The 18,347-nt window shown below is 65.8% G+C and carries 23 protein-coding genes; 10 read left to right on the top strand and 13 right to left on the bottom strand.

The annotated features are described in order from the left end of the window. Positions 1-21: 21 nt before the first annotated feature. Complete coding sequence (locus tag MU558_RS09610; protein ID WP_246965945.1) at positions 22-546, bottom strand: PadR family transcriptional regulator; 525 nt, start codon at positions 544-546, stop codon at positions 22-24. Positions 547-696: 150 nt separating this feature from the next. Between MU558_RS09610 and MU558_RS09605 the strand changes: the two genes are divergently transcribed. Next, positions 697-2,157, top strand: coding sequence for a heme-binding protein (locus tag MU558_RS09605; RefSeq protein WP_246965944.1), 1,461 nt, complete (start codon positions 697-699; stop codon positions 2,155-2,157). A gap of 315 nt (positions 2,158-2,472) precedes the next feature. Here MU558_RS09605 and MU558_RS09600 read toward each other — a convergent pair whose 3' ends face one another. Further along, positions 2,473-2,640, bottom strand: a complete 168-nt coding sequence (locus MU558_RS09600; protein WP_246965942.1) for a hypothetical protein — start codon at positions 2,638-2,640, stop codon at positions 2,473-2,475. Positions 2,641-2,918: 278 nt separating this feature from the next. Between MU558_RS09600 and MU558_RS09595 the strand changes: the two genes are divergently transcribed. Beyond that, the gene (locus MU558_RS09595; protein ID WP_246965941.1) at positions 2,919-3,458 is read left to right on the top strand and encodes an NUDIX hydrolase; all 540 of its coding nucleotides are present in this window, start codon (positions 2,919-2,921) and stop codon (positions 3,456-3,458) included. A gap of 91 nt (positions 3,459-3,549) precedes the next feature. Then, a complete protein-coding gene (locus MU558_RS09590; protein WP_246965939.1) occupies positions 3,550-4,026 on the top strand; it encodes a hypothetical protein in 477 nt (158 codons plus the stop codon). A gap of 334 nt (positions 4,027-4,360) precedes the next feature. Here MU558_RS09590 and MU558_RS09585 read toward each other — a convergent pair whose 3' ends face one another. Both MU558_RS09585 and MU558_RS09580 read right to left on the bottom strand, forming a co-directional pair. Further along, positions 4,361-4,744, bottom strand: a complete 384-nt coding sequence (locus MU558_RS09585) for a DUF5611 family protein (protein WP_246965938.1) — start codon at positions 4,742-4,744, stop codon at positions 4,361-4,363. A 144-nt stretch (positions 4,745-4,888) separates the two neighbouring features. Continuing rightward, positions 4,889-5,713: a DUF7093 family protein gene (locus tag MU558_RS09580; protein WP_246965937.1), complete on the bottom strand. Its 825-nt coding sequence runs from the start codon at positions 5,711-5,713 to the stop codon at positions 4,889-4,891. 105 nt (positions 5,714-5,818) lie between these two features. On the opposite strand from MU558_RS09580, the gene MU558_RS09575 reads away from it, so the two are divergent. The 3 genes from MU558_RS09575 (at position 5,819) to MU558_RS09565 (ending at position 7,909) form a co-directional block, all read left to right on the top strand. Continuing rightward, positions 5,819-6,112, top strand: coding sequence for a DUF6432 family protein (locus MU558_RS09575; protein ID WP_246965935.1), 294 nt, complete (start codon positions 5,819-5,821; stop codon positions 6,110-6,112). A gap of 78 nt (positions 6,113-6,190) precedes the next feature. Further along, positions 6,191-7,279: a CAF17-like 4Fe-4S cluster assembly/insertion protein YgfZ gene (ygfZ, locus tag MU558_RS09570; RefSeq protein WP_246965933.1), complete on the top strand. Its 1,089-nt coding sequence runs from the start codon at positions 6,191-6,193 to the stop codon at positions 7,277-7,279. Positions 7,280-7,342: 63 nt separating this feature from the next. Further along, positions 7,343-7,909: a DUF8173 domain-containing protein gene (locus MU558_RS09565; protein ID WP_246965931.1), complete on the top strand. Its 567-nt coding sequence runs from the start codon at positions 7,343-7,345 to the stop codon at positions 7,907-7,909. Positions 7,910-7,942: 33 nt separating this feature from the next. Here MU558_RS09565 and MU558_RS09560 read toward each other — a convergent pair whose 3' ends face one another. Genes MU558_RS09560 through MU558_RS09530 form a run of 7 tightly spaced genes read right to left on the bottom strand, consistent with a single transcriptional unit; the run spans position 7,943 to position 12,500 of the window. Then, entirely contained in the window at positions 7,943-9,031 is a 1,089-nt protein-coding gene (locus MU558_RS09560) for a geranylgeranyl reductase family protein (RefSeq protein WP_246965930.1), read from the bottom strand. 52 nt (positions 9,032-9,083) lie between these two features. Beyond that, on the bottom strand, positions 9,084-9,524 hold the full coding sequence (locus MU558_RS09555; RefSeq protein ID WP_246965928.1) for a DUF2391 family protein: 441 nt from the start codon (positions 9,522-9,524) through the stop codon (positions 9,084-9,086). Between the two features lie 6 nt (positions 9,525-9,530). Beyond that, complete coding sequence (locus tag MU558_RS09550) at positions 9,531-10,103, bottom strand: GTP-dependent dephospho-CoA kinase family protein (RefSeq protein ID WP_246965927.1); 573 nt, start codon at positions 10,101-10,103, stop codon at positions 9,531-9,533. 1 nt (position 10,104) lies between these two features. After that, positions 10,105-10,302: a transcription elongation factor subunit Spt4 gene (spt4, locus tag MU558_RS09545; RefSeq protein WP_246965926.1), complete on the bottom strand. Its 198-nt coding sequence runs from the start codon at positions 10,300-10,302 to the stop codon at positions 10,105-10,107. A 2-nt stretch (positions 10,303-10,304) separates the two neighbouring features. Beyond that, entirely contained in the window at positions 10,305-10,874 is a 570-nt protein-coding gene (locus tag MU558_RS09540; protein ID WP_246965925.1) for a DNA-directed RNA polymerase, read from the bottom strand. Next, on the bottom strand, positions 10,875-11,261 hold the full coding sequence (locus tag MU558_RS09535) for a type II toxin-antitoxin system VapC family toxin (RefSeq protein WP_246965923.1): 387 nt from the start codon (positions 11,259-11,261) through the stop codon (positions 10,875-10,877). It abuts the gene before it with no gap. Positions 11,262-11,267: 6 nt separating this feature from the next. Continuing rightward, entirely contained in the window at positions 11,268-12,500 is a 1,233-nt protein-coding gene (locus tag MU558_RS09530) for a translation initiation factor IF-2 subunit gamma (RefSeq protein ID WP_246965921.1), read from the bottom strand. Positions 12,501-12,777: 277 nt separating this feature from the next. Here MU558_RS09530 and MU558_RS09525 point away from each other — a divergent pair, with 277 nt between their 5' ends. From MU558_RS09525 to MU558_RS09515, 3 genes are all read left to right on the top strand, one after another. Then, on the top strand, positions 12,778-13,683 hold the full coding sequence (locus tag MU558_RS09525; RefSeq protein ID WP_246965920.1) for a winged helix-turn-helix domain-containing protein: 906 nt from the start codon (positions 12,778-12,780) through the stop codon (positions 13,681-13,683). Positions 13,684-13,848: 165 nt separating this feature from the next. Beyond that, the gene (locus MU558_RS09520) at positions 13,849-14,184 is read left to right on the top strand and encodes a hypothetical protein (protein WP_246965919.1); all 336 of its coding nucleotides are present in this window, start codon (positions 13,849-13,851) and stop codon (positions 14,182-14,184) included. 182 nt (positions 14,185-14,366) lie between these two features. Then, positions 14,367-15,350: a DUF5787 family protein gene (locus tag MU558_RS09515; RefSeq protein ID WP_246965918.1), complete on the top strand. Its 984-nt coding sequence runs from the start codon at positions 14,367-14,369 to the stop codon at positions 15,348-15,350. Here MU558_RS09515 and MU558_RS09510 read toward each other — a convergent pair. After that, positions 15,347-16,171 (bottom strand): MBL fold metallo-hydrolase, encoded by an 825-nt coding sequence (locus tag MU558_RS09510; protein ID WP_246974923.1) that lies wholly within the window; start codon positions 16,169-16,171, stop codon positions 15,347-15,349. The genes MU558_RS09515 and MU558_RS09510 overlap by 4 nt on opposite strands. 192 nt (positions 16,172-16,363) lie before the next feature. Continuing rightward, positions 16,364-17,803: an ATP-binding protein gene (locus MU558_RS09505; RefSeq protein WP_246965917.1), complete on the bottom strand. Its 1,440-nt coding sequence runs from the start codon at positions 17,801-17,803 to the stop codon at positions 16,364-16,366. 173 nt (positions 17,804-17,976) lie between these two features. On the opposite strand from MU558_RS09505, the gene MU558_RS09500 reads away from it, so the two are divergent. Beyond that, the gene (locus tag MU558_RS09500; RefSeq protein ID WP_246965915.1) at positions 17,977-18,345 is read left to right on the top strand and encodes a universal stress protein; all 369 of its coding nucleotides are present in this window, start codon (positions 17,977-17,979) and stop codon (positions 18,343-18,345) included. The last annotated feature ends 2 nt before the right edge of the window (positions 18,346-18,347 follow it).

Here is an 18,347-nt window from a genome sequence, read left to right as displayed (position 1 = left end):
AACGAAAGGAGACGGCCGACCTCACTCTTCGTCGTCGATTCCGTGGCGCTCGTAGAACTCCTCTGGCGTGTCGGGAACGCGCTCGAAGTCGGTGTCGAAGTAGTGTTCGTGGTGGCGGACGACCTGTTCGACGATCCAGGCGCTGAACTCCTCGTCGAAGCGCCACGCTCCCTCGAGTGGGGGAATATCGAACCGTTCGTCGGTCGAAAACGCAGCGTAGACGTGAAAGAACCCGAGGATGACGTCGGCGAAGTCCTTCGCGTTCTCGCCGCTCGTCTCGCGGCGGTGCTCGAGTTCCTCGTGGCCCGCGTCGGTGAGTTCGAAGTACTTCCGGTCGGGTTCGTCCTCGCGTTCGATTCGCTCGGCCCAGCCTTTCTCCTCGAACTTGTAGAGAATCGGGTAGACAGAGCCGTACGACGGCTCCCAGTGACCGCCGCTTATCTCACGGATTTCTTTGAGTATCTCGTAGCCGTAGCGTGGCTTCTCCTCGAGCAACTCGAGGACGAGATAGGCGATCAACCCCTTTGGCGGCCCACTTTTCCGCATGTGCCCGACGCTTTAAACGGGGATACGTAAAGGGTTTCGGTCGTCCGCAAATCCCACCCGCCGTGGCGGGCGGTAACCGGGACGAGTGGGCCGAACGTCGTCGAATCCACAAAAGCAATCCCTTTACTTCCTGGCTCCTAACCCGCGGTTATGGAGCGACGTAGACGCGAACCGCCGCAGACCGAAGAAGGATGGTACATCCTACACGAGTTCCTGACGGTCGACTGGGACGCCTGGCGGGCGGCCCCCGGCCGCAGTCGGCGACAGGCCATCGAGGAAGGCGTCGACTTTCTCGCCGCCTGCGAACGCGTCGAGGACGCCGACGAAGGGAGTTCGGCGACGTTCTCGATGGTGGGCCACGAGGCCGACCTCATGCTCGTGCACATCCGGCCGTCGATGGCGGACCTCGACGTGCTCGAGCGCCGCTTCGAGCAGACCGCGCTGGCCGACTTCACCGAGCGGTCCGACTCGTACGTCTCCGTGACCGAAGTCTCGGGGTACGTCTCGAGCGAGTACTTCGAGGAAGACGGCGAGGTCGAGGATACGGGCATCGCCCGCTACATCCAGATGCGCCTCCACCCGGAGATTCCCGACGCCGAGTACGTCAACTTCTACCCGATGGACAAGCGTCGCGATCCGGAGTACAACTGGTACGACCTGCCGTTCGACGAGCGCGCAGAGCACATGGAGGCACACGGCGAGATCGGCAAGAAGTACGCCGGCAAGGTCACGCAGGTCATCTCGAGCAGTGTCGGCTTCGACGACTACGAGTGGGGCGTGACGCTGTTTGCCAACGATCCGACGGACATCAAGAGCCTGCTCTACGAGATGCGATTCGACCCCTCGACGTCGCGCTACGCCGAGTTCGGCCCGTTCTTCGTCGGCCGCCGGTTCGCCCCCGAGAACCTCGAGGCCTACCTCGCCGGCGAACCCGTCTCGCAGGAGGTCGCCGAGAGCCACGACGGCGAGGGCGTCCATCCCCACGGCGACGCCGACGCGGGTGGGCACCCACACGGCAGCGAGGGTGAGGAAGTCCGGAGCGAACTCGAGGAGGTGGGCGTCTACGCCGGGCAGCCACACGGCGAGGACGTCCACGCGGTCGTCCTCTACTCCGAGGCAGACGCCGACGAGCTGTTCGAAGAGGTCGACGGCCTGCGTACGAACTTCGACCACTACGACACGCACGTCAAGACCGCAGTCTACGAGTCGGACGCCGACGAGAGCGCCGTCGTCAGCCTCTGGGAGACCGAGAGTGCCGCGGACACGGCCGCGGGATTTCTCGCCGACCTCCCCGGCATCGTGCGCCAGGCGGGCGACGACGAGGAAGACTCGTGGGGAACGATGGGCATGTTCTACACGGTCAAGCCCGACTACCGCGAGGAGTTCGTCGAGACGTTCGAGGAGGTTGGCGGCCTGCTCGCGGATATGGACGGCCACCGCAAGTCCAACCTGCTGGCCAACCGCGAGGACGAAAACGACATGTTCATCGCCAGCCGCTGGGACTCCCGCGAGGACGCGATGGCGTTCTTCCGCAGCGACGCCTTCTCCGAGACCGTCGAGTACGGACGAGACGTTCTCGAAGACCGACCGCGACACGTCTTCCTCGCCTAGGAACGACTGCTGGCCGTCGGTTCCGGAGAACCGCCAGCCGTCGGCGGGCACTCGTATACAGGACAGCAGACAGTATCGGGACACACCAGAGCAGAGCGCGCTCGAGACGGCGACAGCGACTCGAGTTCGAGTGCGGCCGAGGGCTGCACCGCGTCGTCCGGCAGCGTAGGGCCACTCGAGTTCGAGTGCGGCCGAGGGCTGCACCGCGTCGTCCGGCAGCGTAGGGCCACTCGAGTTCGAGTGCGGCCGAGGGCTGCACCGCGTCGTCCGGCAGCGTAGGGCCACTCGAGCGTCGTCGACCGGCGTGGAGAGATGCTACCGGTTTCCGAGGACGTAGCCGGCGACGCCGAACAGCCCGAACGCCAGCGTCAGGTAGGGCCAGTTGCCGGCGTCGCGGTCGGTCACACGGGCGTGAGCGGCCACGCCGACGGCGAGGATCAGGTGTGCGACGAGCGTCGTCAGCCAGAACGTCGTGCGTTTCATCGGCCGACTGGTTCGACCTGACGGACATATCGGTTTCGAACTCGTTTTCGGGACAGTACCGGCTGCTCTTGCAATCAGCTATCGGCAATAACGACGGACGTATTGTCGATGTTTCACGAAGAACTTTTGTCAATTACCGAGAGAACTAGCTACGGCGTTCGTACCGCCGTCGATCAGCGCAAGTGCCCACGATTTTCGTACACGACGTCAACCGACGGGGACACAGCACGGAAACGACCAGCGGACCAGTGCCGAAACCGAGTTCGACCAGCCAATCGATGACGAGTCACCATCCCGGGGACGAATCCCCATCGACCATCACCGAACCGATCGTCGACTACGAATCGCTGCGCACCCGCGACGACGTCGCGTTTCACGAGCAGACGGACGTAGTCGACGAGGAAATCGTCGACGAGGTAGCAGCGCTCGCCGATCTCGCCGGAGTGGGTATCACGAACCACGACGGCGACCTGCTGTTCCGACGGCTCACCGACACCTGCTCGTGGAAAATTCCCGTCGCACCGGTCGATCCCGAGGCTGACTTCGCCACGGCAATCGCGGAACACGTTCGGGAGACCATCGGGTTCGCCGTCGAACTCGACGGGATCGAAGGCGTCTGGGACGTCCGCGTCCAGACGGCGGACGGGGAGAAGACGGCATCCCGAGGATTCGTCACCTTCAGCGCCTCGACAGTTTCCGGCAGTTACGACCTGACGGCGGCGACCCCCCAGGGCGATCCTGTCGAGGATGCTGCCTGGTTCGACGAACTCCCCGCCGGGGCGGACGAGATCCCTGGCACAGAGCTGTTCGTCGACTGAACGGATATCCGGTACCCAGCACGCCTCGTCGTGGCGGATTTCGATAGAGTCAGGGAAAAGTACTCTTGAGTCGGTTACCAACCGTCCGGCAGTGAATCGACGTGCCGTCCTCGCCGCCGTCTCGAGTGTGGCACTCGCCGGCTGTACCACTAGATTCGGATACACTAACCGCGTCGAGGTCGTCCAGAAGTTCGTCCGGGTCACCGACCACCGCGAGGACGGCCGCTATATTTTCGACGTCGCCGACAGACAGTACTGGAGTGCGGTGGACGGTCCGTGGTACAGCGGCGAGGTCCACGACCTCCTCGCGGACGAGGTCGGCGACGGGAAACCGCTCGTCGTCACCGACGCGACGGCTCGAGCACTCGAGCGGCGGTTCGCCGAGGTTCGGTACGGCGTCCGTACCTGTACGGTGGTCAGAACGGACGAGAGTCGGCACTGTCGAGCGGCGTGGATCGCCCGCGACGACTTCAACGAAATCGAAGTCGGAGACGTCGTCACCGTCCAGTTCGACGACGAGCGCGCACGCGTCACGTCCGTCGTCCAGCGACGACGCTATCGGGACTGATAACGATAGCTGTGATAACGATGGCTGTGAGTCTGTACCGCCGCAACCGCGAACCATCGTGCGGTTGCGTCGGCACCCAGTCACAGCCATCATTATGATACATCGGCGAGTCACGCGATCGAATCGCCGATCGTCATCCGACATGACGGCGGGTCGTCGATCAGTATCCGCCACGTCGACGTCGGAACACAGACTCGAGGAGACGAACCCGTCGCCGAGCGGGTTATACTACCGGACAACAGTCAGTGACGACTCGATCGCGTCTCGACGGCTGTCGTCAGCGACGACAGCGTCTCGAGTGCGATCGATGGCTGAACCGTGTTGTCCGGCAGTATTAGAAGTCGTGATCCGGGTCGTCCTCGACGGAGCGTTTCATCGAGTCGCGGCGAGCCTTCGCGTCCCGGCCCGTCGCCTCGAGCAGGAAGTCGTTTTTGGCGTCGACGGCGTCGGCTGCGGCCTCGAGTTCGTCGGGGCCGAGTTCGGTCGGGTCACGTTCGTGGAACTCGACGGCGAGTTTGTCTTTCTTTCCGGAGTACTCGACGGTACCGACGACGATGCGTTCGAAGACGGGGTTGTCCGGCTCTGCGACGACGAAGAGTTCGCTGCCCTTGAACTCCTCGGTGTCGGTGATGGGACCGAAGTAATCCTCGACTGTGGCTTCCATGTCGGGAATCCGCTCCTCGAGATACTCACCGCGACGCATCTTGTACTCCTTCATGGATTGGAGATACACGGGGGAGCGTTTACCTCTTTTCATAGCACACGTGCGTGTCTCGCCGTCTCGAGTGAGGCGACGCCACACCTCGGCAACGAGACATCTCGGTCGTAGCGAGAGTCGGTGTGTGGAGAACGTGGCCGCCGTCTACCGTTCGCGTTCGCCGAGGTAGCCCTTCCGACACTCGGGGCAGATGTCGCCCGCGCGCAGCGAACCGCGATCGCCGGGGGCGACGAACGAACACTGCGGACAGAAGAACTCGGTCGCGACGCCCTCGGGAGGGGTTCCTTCGCCGGGCGTGGGCGCTTCCTGGGCGCTGGCGATTCCAGTTCCAGTTCCGGCACCGGTTTCGGTGCCGGCAGGTCCGTGGTCGGCAACCGCCGTGTCGGCGGCCGATGGGTCGCTCTCGACGTCGGCGTCGACGAAGACGGCGTCGTCGTCTGTCTCGGGCCAGGACGTCGGTTCGTTCTCCGCGCCGACGGGCGAGTCGACGTCGTCGGAGTCGAGGACGGTCGTGGAATCGTCGACGGCGTCTGCGTCGTCGTCCGTCTCGGGCCAGGCCGCCGGTTCGTTCTCCGCGCCGACGGGCGGACCGACGTCGTCGGAGTCGGGCCACTCGCCGCGTTCGCGTTCGCGGTCGGGTTCGATTGCCTCGTCGTCGAGGATTTCGGCGTCGTCGGTGATCGGCTCGCCGTGTTCGTCGGTCGGCACGTCGAGCTCGTCGTCCGGTTCGGCGTCGTCGACGCTCTCGTCGACGCCGGTCTCGTCTTCGTCGCGGCTCGAGTCGTCTGTCGTCTCGGCGGCGAGACTCGTCACTTCGGTGTTCTCGCTGATGACGCGTCGTTCGCCACAGCGGGTACACTCCTCGTACTCCCGGACGATCACGACGACCTCGCTGCCACGCTCTTCGCGCTCGCGCTCGACGTCGGCGTCGCCGTACTCGTGCCCGAGCAGCGAACATCGCAGGACCATTGTTCATTCATACCGATTCAGGACATAAAAAACGTACTGCAAGACGGAATCTCACCTTCCGGGAACGGCAAACGTCAAATCCCGGGTCGTCGAATGTGTGTACAGATGAAAGCAAAGCGGGAGTATCGGGACCGGGAGTCGACGGAGGTGGCGGTCCTCGACGCGCTCGTCAACCGCGTCGACGACGGGATGACCGTCTTCGAACTCCGGGCGGCGGTCTCCGTGGAGATCGACGACCTCGAAACCGCTCTCGCGACGCTGAAAGAAGACGACCTCATCGTCGTCGAGTCCCGGGAGGGACGGACGGTAATCAAACCCGACGAGAAGGTCGTTCCCGACGAACCGGCCGACGACGAGGGATCGTTCGCCGACTGGATTCGGGAACGAATGCCCTTCTAACCACTCGGCAGCGGTCGCAGCGTCGTCCCGTCGCGAACATCGACAATCCTGATACCGTTGAAGCACCTCGAGTCGAGCATGAGCGTCATCGAAGCCATCCACGCCGACCACGGTGCGACGTTCGGCGAGCGCGATGGGCGACGAGTCGTCGAACACTACGGGCGACCGGAGCGGGCCCACCGCGCGGTCAGAAACGGCGTCGGACTGTTCGAACCCGCCTACGGCGTGGTCGTCGTCGAGGGTGACGACCGCCTCGAGTACGTCGACAACGTCGTCTCGAACCGCGTCCCCGCCGAAGACGGCGAGGGCTGTTACGCACTCGTACTCGATCCACAGGGACGGATCGAGACCGACCTCTACGTCTACAACGCGGGCGAACGACTGTTGCTCGTTACGCCGCCGAATCTGGCCGCAGACCTGGCCGACGAGTGGTCCGAGAAGGTGTTCATCCAGGACGTCGAGGTCCGCGACGCCACCGACGAGTTCGCGATCTTCGGCGTTCACGGGCCGACCGCGACGGAGAAGATCGCGAGCGTCCTGAACGGGGCCGCCTCGCCCGATCGACGTTACTCGTTCGTCCGCGGATCGATGGGCGAGGCGGGCGTGACCGTCGTCCGAACGGACGCCTTAGCCGGCGAGGAGAGCTACGACGTCGTCTGTGCGGCCGACGACGCCGAGGCAGTCTACGACACGCTCGAGACCCAGGGGATGAACGCCGCACCGTTTGGCTACCGGACCTGGGACACGCTCACGCTCGAGGCCGGGTCGCCGCTTTTCGCGACCGAACTCGAGGGGACAGTGCCGAACGTCCTCGGGCTCCGGAACGCACTCGACTTCGAGAAGGGCTGTTACGTCGGCCAGGAAGTCGTCTCCCGCGTGGAGAATCGCGGCCAGCCCAGTCGACGACTGATCGGGCTCGAACTCGAGGGCGACGCCGTGCCGACCGCCGGCGCGGCGGTCTTCGCCGGCGACGCGGCCGTCGGCGAGGTGACTCGCGCCGAGACGAGTCCGATTCGCGAAGCGTCGATCGCGCTCGCGCTCGTCGAGTGGGGCCTCGAGGTGGACGAGGTGACGGTGCGCCTCGAGGGCACAGAAGTCCCCGCAAGCCGGACGGAACTCCCGTTCGTGGCAGGCTCGGAGCAGTCCGATCGGCTACCGACGTACTGATTTGTTGTCAGACCCCTGTTGTTTGTCTGTACGTTTATCAGGATAGACGAGAATCGTCCGTCCATGTCCAGGTTCTCCGCCCGCTTCGCCCTCGTCTCGTCGATCACGACGGTGACGCTTGCGGTCTCCTCCTCGAGCGCCCTCGCACAGGACGTTCCCGGCCCCGGCCCAGGGCCAGGCCCCGAGGCGGTCCCGCGCTTCCCGTGGTTTCTCGAGGGGATCGGCGCCGCCGTCCTGACGCTCATCGTCGGCGGACTGTTGATCGCGTTCGTCCCCGACTACACGCGACGAGTGACGGACCGGGCGCTCGAAGAGCCCGGGCGAGTGTTCCTCTGGGGGGCCGGCATCTCGATCGCCGTGATCGTCGTCGCCGTCGTGCTCGCGATCACCGTCGTCGGTATCATCGTCGCGATCCCGCTGCTCATCGCGTTCGCGCTGTTCGCACTCGTCGCCGGGGAGTTCGGCTACCTCGCGGCGGGACGACTGGTGAGCGACGACTGGCTGCCGGCGCTGGGCGTCGCAGCACTCGTCGCCGCCGTCGTCGGATCCGTCCCTCTGCTGGGCGGGCTGGTCGCGTTCGGCATCAGCAGCGTCGGCATCGGGTCGGTCGTCGTCGACTACCGGGCATGACGCGAACGCGATCGACGAGGAGCGACGGTCGACTCACTTCGAGCGCGAGAGCATCGCCTTCAGGTGAGTCATCGAGAACAGTGAGGTCGGCCGGTCCATGTGAACGCCGATCTCGCCGGAGAGCGCGCCGAGGCCGATCCGCTGGACGGGTTCCGGAAGCGAGTAGGCCCGCCGGAGCCAGTGGCCGAGTTCGATCTCGCGCTCTAGATCGTCACGCCAGGCGCGTTCGTAGGCGGCGAGCGTGGTCGGCCGGTCGGGATCGATCTCGCGGGCCGCGTGATCGGCGCTCGTCATGCCGTAGAGGATGCCGCCGCCGGTGAACGGCTTCGTCTGTGCGGCGGCGTCCCCGATCAGGAAGCCGCGTCGACTCGTCACCCGCTCTGGCGGGCCGACCGGGATCGCCCCCGAGCAGCGGTGGGAGACGTCGACCTCGTAGCCGTCGATCAGGTCCTCGAAGTGTTTGTTGACGTGGGCACCCGGCGGCGCGGCCAGGCCGTACTCGACGCCCGCCTCGCCTCTGGGGATCCGCCACGCGAAAAACCGCGGCGCGGTGAGGTGAACGTCGACGAAGTCGCCGGCATCCGACTCCTCGGAAAAGGCCAGCACGCCGTGGAGCAGTTCGTCGGGGTCGGCGAGCGAGAGCGCGTCCCGAACCCTCGAGCGTGGCCCGTCGCAGCCGGCGACCATCTTCGCCTCGTACGTGTCGGTACCCGTCGGCCCCTTCGCCGTCACCTCGACGCGGTCGTCGTCCTCACAGACGTCGGTGACGGTGTGTTCCTCGCGGACGTCCGCGCCAGCCTGGCGTGCGAGGTCGGCGAGATGGCGATCCAGGCCGACGCGGTCGATCACGTTCGAGACGACCTCGCGCTTGTAGAACGGGTACGAGCCGCTGTTGGGGCCGCCGACGTGGAACCGCGCGCCGTAGACCTCGTTCTGGAGTAACTCCTCGCGTGCGCCCTCGCCGGTGTAGTCCCAGACGTCCGAACTGACGTGGCCCGAACACGCGAGCGGTTCGCCGATCCGACCCTGTTCCAGCGCGAGGACGTCGTAGCCCGCCTCGGCGGCCCGCCGGGCGAACCGCGCACCGGCCGGACCGACGCCGCCGACGACGAAATCGTACATGTTCGTCAGGATTCTCTCGGTCGGTAAATAGTTTCTCGAGTTCGACGGCGGTCTAGAAGAGACTGTCGGCCGTCGCAGCGCCGACGACGCTGAACATCGACCCGACGCTGACGGCCTTGAACGTGACGAGGGCGAGTTCGCGTCGCGTCTCGACCGAGTCGAGGAACGTGTCGGGAGCGTCGAACAACAGTGCGAGGATCGTCACCGATCCGAAGGCGACGACCATCAGTGAGAGAAAGCGAATCGGGACGCCGACGAGGTCCTGTTCGTCGTCCGGATCGCGCTCCGTGTCGGCCTTGTAGAGCGTGCCGTACCCGATACCGACGACGACGAGGACGGTCGCGAACGCCTGGTAGAGGTTCATACTCGCGGCGAGCAGCCAGACCTCCTCGGTGACGACGAACGGACCGGCAAGCAGGAAGCCGCCGACGATCTGCTGGGCGGAGTCGGCCGGCTGGAAGTGACGGGGTCGTCGCGGGCGTCGAATGCGCATCTCGAATCAGAAGAGCAGCGACCACAGCCGGTCGTGGTCGCCGTCGAAGCGCTCGAGGAGCGCCCGGATCTCGTCTCGAGTCGACTCGTCGACGCGAACGAGGACCATCCCCTCGTCGGGCTGGCCGTAGACGACGCTCGCGCCGTCTGGTGCGGCGACGATCGCAGGCAGCGTGGCGAGGTCTTCTTCGCCATCGACGAGGATCGTCGTCGGCTCCGGCTGCTCGAGCGCGTCGACGAGCGCGCGGACGAGGTCTTCGGTGAGTGCGGCAGGCGGGTTCGTCACCTCGACGCTCGCGCCGGTGGTCACCGCCTCGCGGATCTCGGCGTCGACCTCGCTGCGTTTGGTTCGGCCGTCGACGAGGGCGACGTCGGGGGCGCGGCCGGCGCACAACAGGTGGTAGGTGACGACGTCGCCGACGGCGACGATCGGGGAGCCGGCACGTTCGAGTAACGCCTCGGCGTCGGTCTCGATCGGACCCATCGGCGCTTTGAGTTCGGAGCGGAGGTCGTCGGGGAGAGAAAGCAGTGGCTCGGGATCGCCGTCGGCCGGCGCGCCGGAATCTGCGTCGCGACTCACGTCAGCGGACTTTGAGCGCGTACGCGCCCGGTTCGTCGACCTGCATCTCGCGGGCGATCTCGCTCTCCTCGGGGTGGGAGATGACGACGTAGCCGGCCCAGTCCTCGGTCAGCGACGAGGAGCCACAGGCCTCACAGGTTTCGGCGTCGGCGTCGTTTACCCGGTGGCACTCTCGACAGACGAGACGGTTCGAGGCCATGCTCACTCACCCGCCGTTGCTTCGCGTTTCTCCCGGTCTTCTTTCAGCCAGCCGTGCTTGCCGAGGCCGGGCTGTTTCGCCGTGAGACCGATCTTCGAGTCGCGGGGGTTGCGTTCGTCGATGCTCTTGGTGACGATCCGCGCCCGGACGGCGTCGTCGACGCCGAGCGTGCGGTTCGACTCGTTCGAGGCGAGCTGCTGGTTTTCGCCGTCGAACGCGAGGTACTCGTCGGAGATCTGCGAGACGTGGAGCAGCCCGTCGACGGGGCCGATGCCGACGAAGGCACCGAACTCCACGACCTCAACGACGGTCCCGTCGACGACCTCCTGCATCTTGGGATCGAACGTCACCGCGTCGAACTCGGCCTCGTAGTAGACGCCGGGCCGATTCGGCAGGACTGTCCCCTCACCGATCTCGTGGACCTCAGTGACGGAGACGACGCTTCCCACCTCCTCGTCCATGCGTCCCTCGAGTTTGTCCTGTAGCAGTCGCTTGACGAGCTGTGGCGAGACGTCGCCCAGCTCTTTCGGCGGTACTTCCACCGTGTCTTTCAGTCTAACCCGTTTGTACATCTATGGTCGAGTGATTGCAAGTTTGTTTCTCCCGCGTAATGCAATTACCGGTACGTTCTCTGCGAGCACACGGTCGCGAAGCGGCAGATCGTTCGTGACGACGTAGTCGACGACGTCCTCGCGAGCGAGTTCGACGAGTGCGTCGTCCGCATACGGTTCTTCGGTGTCGACGACGAGACAGCGTTCGACCGCGAGGTCGTGGCCGACGTTCGCCGCCGTGCCCTCGGTGCCGCCTTTCTCCGACAGCCGTCGCAGTTCTTCGACGACCGGCTGTGGGGTGACGGGCTCGAAGGTCTCGAGGAGGCGCTCGAGTTCGTCGAACAGCCGCACGTCGAGTTCGACGGGCATCATGAGCGCGCTCGTGTCGAGGGCGGCCCGTTCGGTCATCTATCTTTATTCCTGGAGCGTTCCGACGCCGATCAGCCGCCAGCGTGCACCGATGCGACGGTTGATCGCGATCTTCGACCCCGGCTCGGCACAGACGGGGCGTTTGAGGCTGACTTCACACTCGTCTGCGCGCGCGCTGGTCACTGCACCGACCGTCGTCGCCGTACCGATCGTCATCATCAGCGGTTCGCCGGTGGAGATTTCGTCGACCGTCTCGCCGCCGTCGGCACCGACGACGCGCTCGAGCAGGTCGACGTCCATCGTGAACTGCTCCCAGGTCGGCGGGAGCGTCCCCGGCGGCCCAGCCACGCGGCCGGCGAGGGCGTCGCCTTTGGTAAGCGAGGGGTCGAGACCGGTCCCGACGCCGAGCAGTCCGCCGGGGGTGGCGACGTCGACGCCGGTGCCACCGGCCTGCAGCGAGCGGACGGTCGTCTGGATCGGCTGGTACTCGGTCTGGCCGCCCTCTTCGATCTCGCGGCCGGGGCGGATCTCGATCTCGTCGTCGACCTCGAGTTGCCCCTCGACCAGGCTCCCGCCGAGGACGCCGCCGGTGAGGTTCTCCCACGTGGTACCCGGCTTGTTGATGTCGAAGCTGCGGGCGACGTGCATCCGTGGATCGGCCTCCGGATCACGCTCGGGCGTCGGGATGTGCTCTTCGATCGCGTCGATGAGCAGGTCGATGTTGACGTTCTGCCCAGCGCTAATCGGGACGACGGGCGCGTCTTCAGCGACGGTCCCCTCGACGAACTCCTGGATCTGTTCGTAGTTCTCCCGAGCCCGCTGGCCGTCGACCAGGTCGACTTTGTTCTGGGCGATGACGATGTTCTCGATGCCGATGATGTCGAGCGCCATCAGGTGCTCTTCGGTCTGGGGCTGGGGAACGGGCTCGTTCGCGCTGACGACCAGCACGGCCCCGTCCATGATTGCAGCACCCGAGAGCATCGTCGCCATCAGGGTCTCGTGACCCGGGGCGTCGACGAACGAGACGGTCCGCAACGGCTCGCTCTCGGAGCCGTCTGGACACTCCTCCTCGACGGTGTAACACTCGGGCTCGTCCACGTCGGGACACTGGCGCAACGTCGCGTCTGCGTAGCCAAGACGGATAGAGATACCGCGTTTCATCTCCTCCGAGTGCTGGTCAGTCCACGAACCGCTGAGTGCCTGGACCAGCGTCGTCTTGCCGTGGTCGACGTGACCGACGAGTCCGATGTTCACCTCCGGTTGTCGATTTCCTGCCATAAGACGGTGAGTAATCTTGGATAAAGCTTCCGCGGTGCGCTTGATAAACCTACTGTTCTGTGGGCGTTTTATCGGCCGAAAACCCCCACGAGTGCGAACACCTCACTCGAGTTGACCGGTACGTGGCCGTGATGCTCGAGGGACGGCGAGCGACCGGGCGCGGAAACCTGCGTCGCCGACCGGGTCGTCGGCGGGCCGGGAGCCCCAGAACTGTAACGTCGCATACAAAACTGCAGTTTGGCGAACGCTTTACCCGCGCGACGTGGTGCATTCGACCATGAGCAGGTCAGACGTCTCGAGCGAGTCCGCAAAACTCCTCGAGTGTACGGACTGTCTCGCACCGGCCGACGCGTTCGCGCTGATCGGCAACGAGACGCGGCTGTCGATCCTCGAGGCGCTGTGGGTGGCCGACGAGCGGCCGGTCTCGTTTTCCGAACTGCGCCGGGAGGTCGGAATGCGCGATTCGGCACAGTTCAACTACCACCTCCAGAAGCTGACCGGACACTTCGTCCGGCAGGTCGAGGACGGCTACGAGTTCAAACACGCCGGCGAGAAGGTCGTCCGGTCGGTGATCGCGGGCTCGTTCAACGAGCATCCGACGCTCGAGCCGTTCGCCGTCGAGGGGTCGTGTGTCGCCTGCGATGGGCCGTTGCAGGCCGTCTACGAGGACGAACGGCTCGCGATCGAGTGTCCCGACTGCGGCCAGCGCCACGGCGAGTACTCGTTTCCGCCGGGTGGCCTGAACGGTCGCACGCGAGAAGAGATCGCCGACGCGTTCGACCAGCGGGTGCGCCACCTCCACTGTCTCGCCGCCGACGGCGTCTGCCCGGAGTGTAGCGGTCGAATGGAAACGCACATCGTCGAGGACGGCGTGTGCTGTCTCGGCGTCGGAGTGCGAGTCGACCACGAGTGCGCCCAGTGTGGCCACACCCTCTGCTCGGCCGCCGGCCTGCGCCTGCTCGACCACTCCGAGGTCGTGAGTTTCCACCGTGAACGCGGCGTTCGCCTCGACGAACGCCCCTACTGGACGCTCCCGTGGTGCGTCAGCGACGAGTACACCCGCGTCCTCGAGTGTGATCCATGCCGACTCGAGGTCCGGTTGCCCGTCGACGGCGACGAGCTCCGCGTGGTCATGGACGGCGACCTCGAGGTGCTCGAGACGACGGTCGAGTCGTCGGGTTGAACGTTCCCCGGTTTCTCGCCAGGTCGCGTCGCGTCGACCGGCTGGTCTCGTTCTCCCGGCAGTCCGTCGTGGCGAATACTGAAACGAGTTTCAGTTCGACTGGTTACAGAAATGTATTTCAGCTTATACTTATGCGGACGGCGCGCCTACGAACGAGTGCAGACTATGACCCGAGTTCACCCCTTCGTCGCGGGCGAGCGCAACGTCGACGACCGGTCTGTCACCTCGCTGCTCGTCGGCGACGTGCTGGCGATCGTGACGTTCGCCGCCGTACTCGCCAGCGCGGACACCGTCTACACGGCGCTACAATCCGTCCCGCCGCTCGCGATGCTCGCCGCGTTCGTCGCCGCGGTGGCGACGCTGCTCGCCGTTCCCGCCGCCGCGAGCTGGACGTGGCGGACGATCGTGACGTTCGCCGCCGTCGAGCGACGCCGCGCTCGTCGCCGCGACCCCGAGCCCGAATCGCCGTCGAACCGTTCCACCCGTCTCCACTGGCGCTGATACCGTCTGCTGATACGACTGGACAACAGTCAGTACACACCCGAGCGCGACTCGAGTGTGTCGCCGCTGGTGACAGCGTCTCGAGTGCGACCGAGGGATGAACCGTGTTGTCCGGCAGTATGACGTCCAGTCGACGGGACGAGACCCGCGCGCTTTTTTCGACGCGGCCCCTCCTTCCGTCCGTGACCGAGTTCGCGTTCGAACTCGAGCTGTGTGCCACCCTCGAGGAGCGACGCGACGGGATCGTCGCTCGCCAGCTCGGCGGGAGCGTCGCCGACCCCGGCGGCCGCGTGCTGGACGTCGTCTGCGTCGAACCCGGACCGGCGTTCGACGAGCGCGTCGCGATCACGCCGGCGTCGATCCCCGACGCAGCGATCGAGAGCGACGTCGGCCCCGGCCGGGCACGCTACTGGAAAGACGCCTTCGACTGCCACCCCGAGACCGCGCGCCGGGCCACCGAGCGCGCCGTCGATATCGGCTTCTTCGAGCGCGAACGACACAACGGCCGCGACTACGTCAGGCAGGTCGCCCGCTACCCCGACTGGTTCGACCGACTCGTCGGCATCGAGAACAAGCCGGACCTCGGACGGCCGGGCGACCTCGAGTCGCAGTTGCGGACGGACGTCAGCCTGGGACTCGTCGACGAGGTGATCCTCGCGACCGAGAGCTACGTGACTCGAGCACACTTAAATCGCATCCCCGAGGAGGTCGGCGTCTGGCGAGTCCGGCGTCGCCGGGACGACCGGCCGGCGATCGAGGTCGTTCGCGAGCCGACGTCGCTGCCCGCCGACGACTGGGGCGTCGAACTCCTCGAGGAGCGGCCGGGCCGGACGGACGTCGAGGTGGTCTCCCCCGCGGCGAAGGCACGTGCCCGTCGACGGCTGGCCGAACGCGCCTACGGGAAGGGGTGGCGGACCTTCGACCTGCCTGCCTGTCGGACGTGTCGTCCCGACGAGTCGTCGGGAGCGACGCTGCCGTACTGCGAGTGGGCGGGACGCGTCGTCGACGCCGCGACGGTGTGTGGTCCCGCCTGCGGCGGCTACGACCCCGGCGACGAACCCGCGGTCGACCTCGAGGCCGAACGCGAACGCCGCACGCCGTGGGAGGGCGATCCGGCGGGGAAACGTCGCCGACAGGCCGGGCTCGATCGGTTCGGAGAGCCTTAGAGCGTGTACTCCTCGCCGTCGACGGCGAGCGGTTCCTCGAAGGCCTCCTCGACGGGGTAAAAGTGGGCGACGTGGACCAGTCGCGTCTCCGTGGCGTTCAGCTCGTCTGCGAGCGCCAGCGCCCCCTCTCGAGTCATGTGTTTCGTCCCGAAGGTCCGGGGGACGCCGTTTGCGTCCTCGTGGCGACCGCCGAGTGGATGGTACTCACAGAGGCTCGCGGGGACGATGGCGTCGGCGAGCAGCAGGTCGGGGTCGGCCAGCACCGCACGCGAGTCGTCCGGGAGGGCGTAACTCGTGTCGCCCGTGATCGACAGCTTCGCGCCGGTCTCGGGGTCCTCGACGGCGAGGCCGTAACAGACCAGCGGCGGGTGATCGACGGGGACGAGCGTCACGTCGAACCCGCAGATGCGGACGGGTTCGAACGGCGTCGTCGGTCGAACCGTCACCGCCTCGAGGTAGTGGTAGTCGTCGGCGACGGTCTCGGCGACGCTCTCGTCCGTCTGCGGGTCGGTCTCGTCGGCGGCGTAGACGTCCAGCGAGTCGACGACGCGGAAGACGTTGCCCAGTCCGTCGAGGTGGTCGAAGTGGATGTGCGTGATGACGGCAGCGTCGGGGAGGGACACTCCGTCACGCAGGAACTGGTACCGAAAGTCGGGACTGGCGTCGACCAGCAGCGACTCGCCGGTGCGCTCGTTCTCGACGTGGACCGAAAACCGGGTCCGTTCGACGCCGCGGGCTCGAGCCTCCTGGCAGGTGTCGCAGTCGCAACCGACGGTGGGCGTTCCCGTCGTGTCACCGGTGCCGAGCAGCGTGATACGCATCGTCACGCGTCGGCGTACTCGCGTCGGGCGTCAGCTGAACCGTCACGGAGGAGTCCGGTCGGCGGGTCGGTACTGTAACGCTCGAGTGAGGTCCCGACGGCGGTCCAGTCGGTGGGCATACGCTCGACATCGGTCGGCGGGCGTAAAAAGCGTGGTGACCCTGGCGACCCCGTCGTGTGGCGACTCGAGCAGTCAGTGGCTGTGATTGTGATCGTGGTCGTGGTCGTGGCCGTGACTGTGACCGTGATCGTGATCGTGGCTGCTCGACGTCCCGCCGTCGCTCGCCTTCCCGATGTCGCCGCCCGCGACGAGTGCGTCGTGGTCGCCCTCGATCATGTCCATGTTCTTCAGGTTGTCTCGCTCCTCGAAGTCGGCGACGGCCTCGAGGAGGTCCTCCTGGGTGAGCGTCGTCCGGTTCTCGGTCAGCGCGTCGAGGACGGCCTCCCGGAGGACCATCCGGAGGTCGCTGCCGGTGAGCCCCTCGGTGGCGTCGGCGACGACCTGGGGATCGAACTCCTCGATGTCCATCGCGCGGGTGATGACCCGGAGGATGTCCGCCCGCATCGCACCATCCGGCTTGGGGAAGTTGACGATCTCGTCGAAGCGACGCCAGGCGGCGGCGTCGAGCTGGTCGGGGTGGTTCGTCGCGCCGATCAGCAGGACGTCGTCCTGGATCAGCGAGACGTCGTCGATGCTCTTGAGTAAGGTGTTGACGGCGCGTTTGAGCGCGGCGTGTTCGTCGCTCCGGCGGGTCTTGGCGACGAAGTCGAACTCGTCGATAAAGAGGATACACGGCGACAGCCGCTTTGCGACCTCGAAGGTCTTGTCGACGTTTTTCGCCGTCTCGCCTAAGTACTGGGAGGTGATCATCGACAGTTTGACCTCGACGAACGGGAGATCCATGTCGCGCGCGAGTGCCCTCGCAGTCGAGGTCTTGCCGGTTCCCGGCGGTCCGACGAACAGCAGTTTGCCGATCTCGCGCAGGCCGATCTCCGCGAGGTAGTCGCGGTGCTCGATCGCCTTCGAGATCTTCTCGATTTCGCCCTCCTGGTCCGGCGTGAGGACGATGTCGTCGAGCGAGACGTCCACCTCCTCGGGCGCGCGGACCTCGACGAGGTCGAGCATGTCCTCGTCGTCCTCGTCGTCGAAGTACTCCTCGAGCAGGCCGTCGATCCAGACCCGGTCGGCCTGGATCGGGCGATTCATCTCGCGGGCTTGCTCGTAGTCGAGGTCGAGGTCGTCGCGATCCCCGAAGTGCTTCGCGAGCGTCGGGTTTTTCATCAGCCGTTCCTCGTCGACGCGCTCGAGGAACCAGCGTTCGGCCATCTCCGTCTCGGTGATCGTGATACTTCCCGAGAAGTCGTCTCGGTCAGTGAACATGAGATCGGAGACTACCTCCCAGGGCCGGTCGATGCCCGTCGCCGCGCGTGCGGTACTGTTCGTCACCGACAGCGGTCGTTGAATTCCTCCACGCTGGCCCGTCGAATCGCCACCGTCGTCGTCACTCGAGCCGCCGGTCCAGAAGACACGACGGAACTCCGGTGGCAGGTCGTTTTCGTCTAGCGATCGATCGTCCGAATAGGCGCTCGTCGTGAGCAGGAACTCGACGACATCGAGTGCCGCGTCACTCATTCTTCGGTTCTACTCACCACGTGGCCTTAACGTCGTCGTCCGACACAACGTATGCGCCGAACGCACACGGCCGGGCTGGTTGCGTTCGCGCCGTCGTGACCGTTTCGAGCAGTGACGAGTACGTCACTCGGCGCGGCGCAATTATTTTCGTCCGTCGGTCCACACAGGGGAGTATGAACGTGTTACTGGGGATCGTCGGCAGCGACGAGTCGATGCGAGCCCTCCGGGCGACGGTCGAACGAACCCGCGAGGTCGGCGACGACCTCACCATCGCGGTCGTCGAGAAACCCGAATCGGACCGCACGAAAGAGGACGTGTACGCCCAGACGGAGGAACTCGTCGAAGAGGCAGGCATCGACGCGGAGATCCGGACGCTCGAGGGCGATCCCGGGAGTGCGCTGGTCGAGTTGGCCGAACGCGGCGAGTTCGACCAGCTCGTGATCGGCGGCGGCACCCAGAGCCCGATGGGCAAGATCCGTCTCGGCCCGATCACGGAGTTCGTCCTGTTGAACGCGACGACGACGGTGAAACTGATCCGATGACG

It is taken from the genome of Natribaculum luteum (assembly GCF_023008545.1).
GTDB classification, from domain to species: Archaea; Halobacteriota; Halobacteria; order Halobacteriales; family Natrialbaceae; genus Natribaculum; species Natribaculum luteum.
The sequence above is the reverse complement of the archived record's forward strand: the minus strand, read 5'-3'. Positions and strand labels throughout refer to the sequence as shown.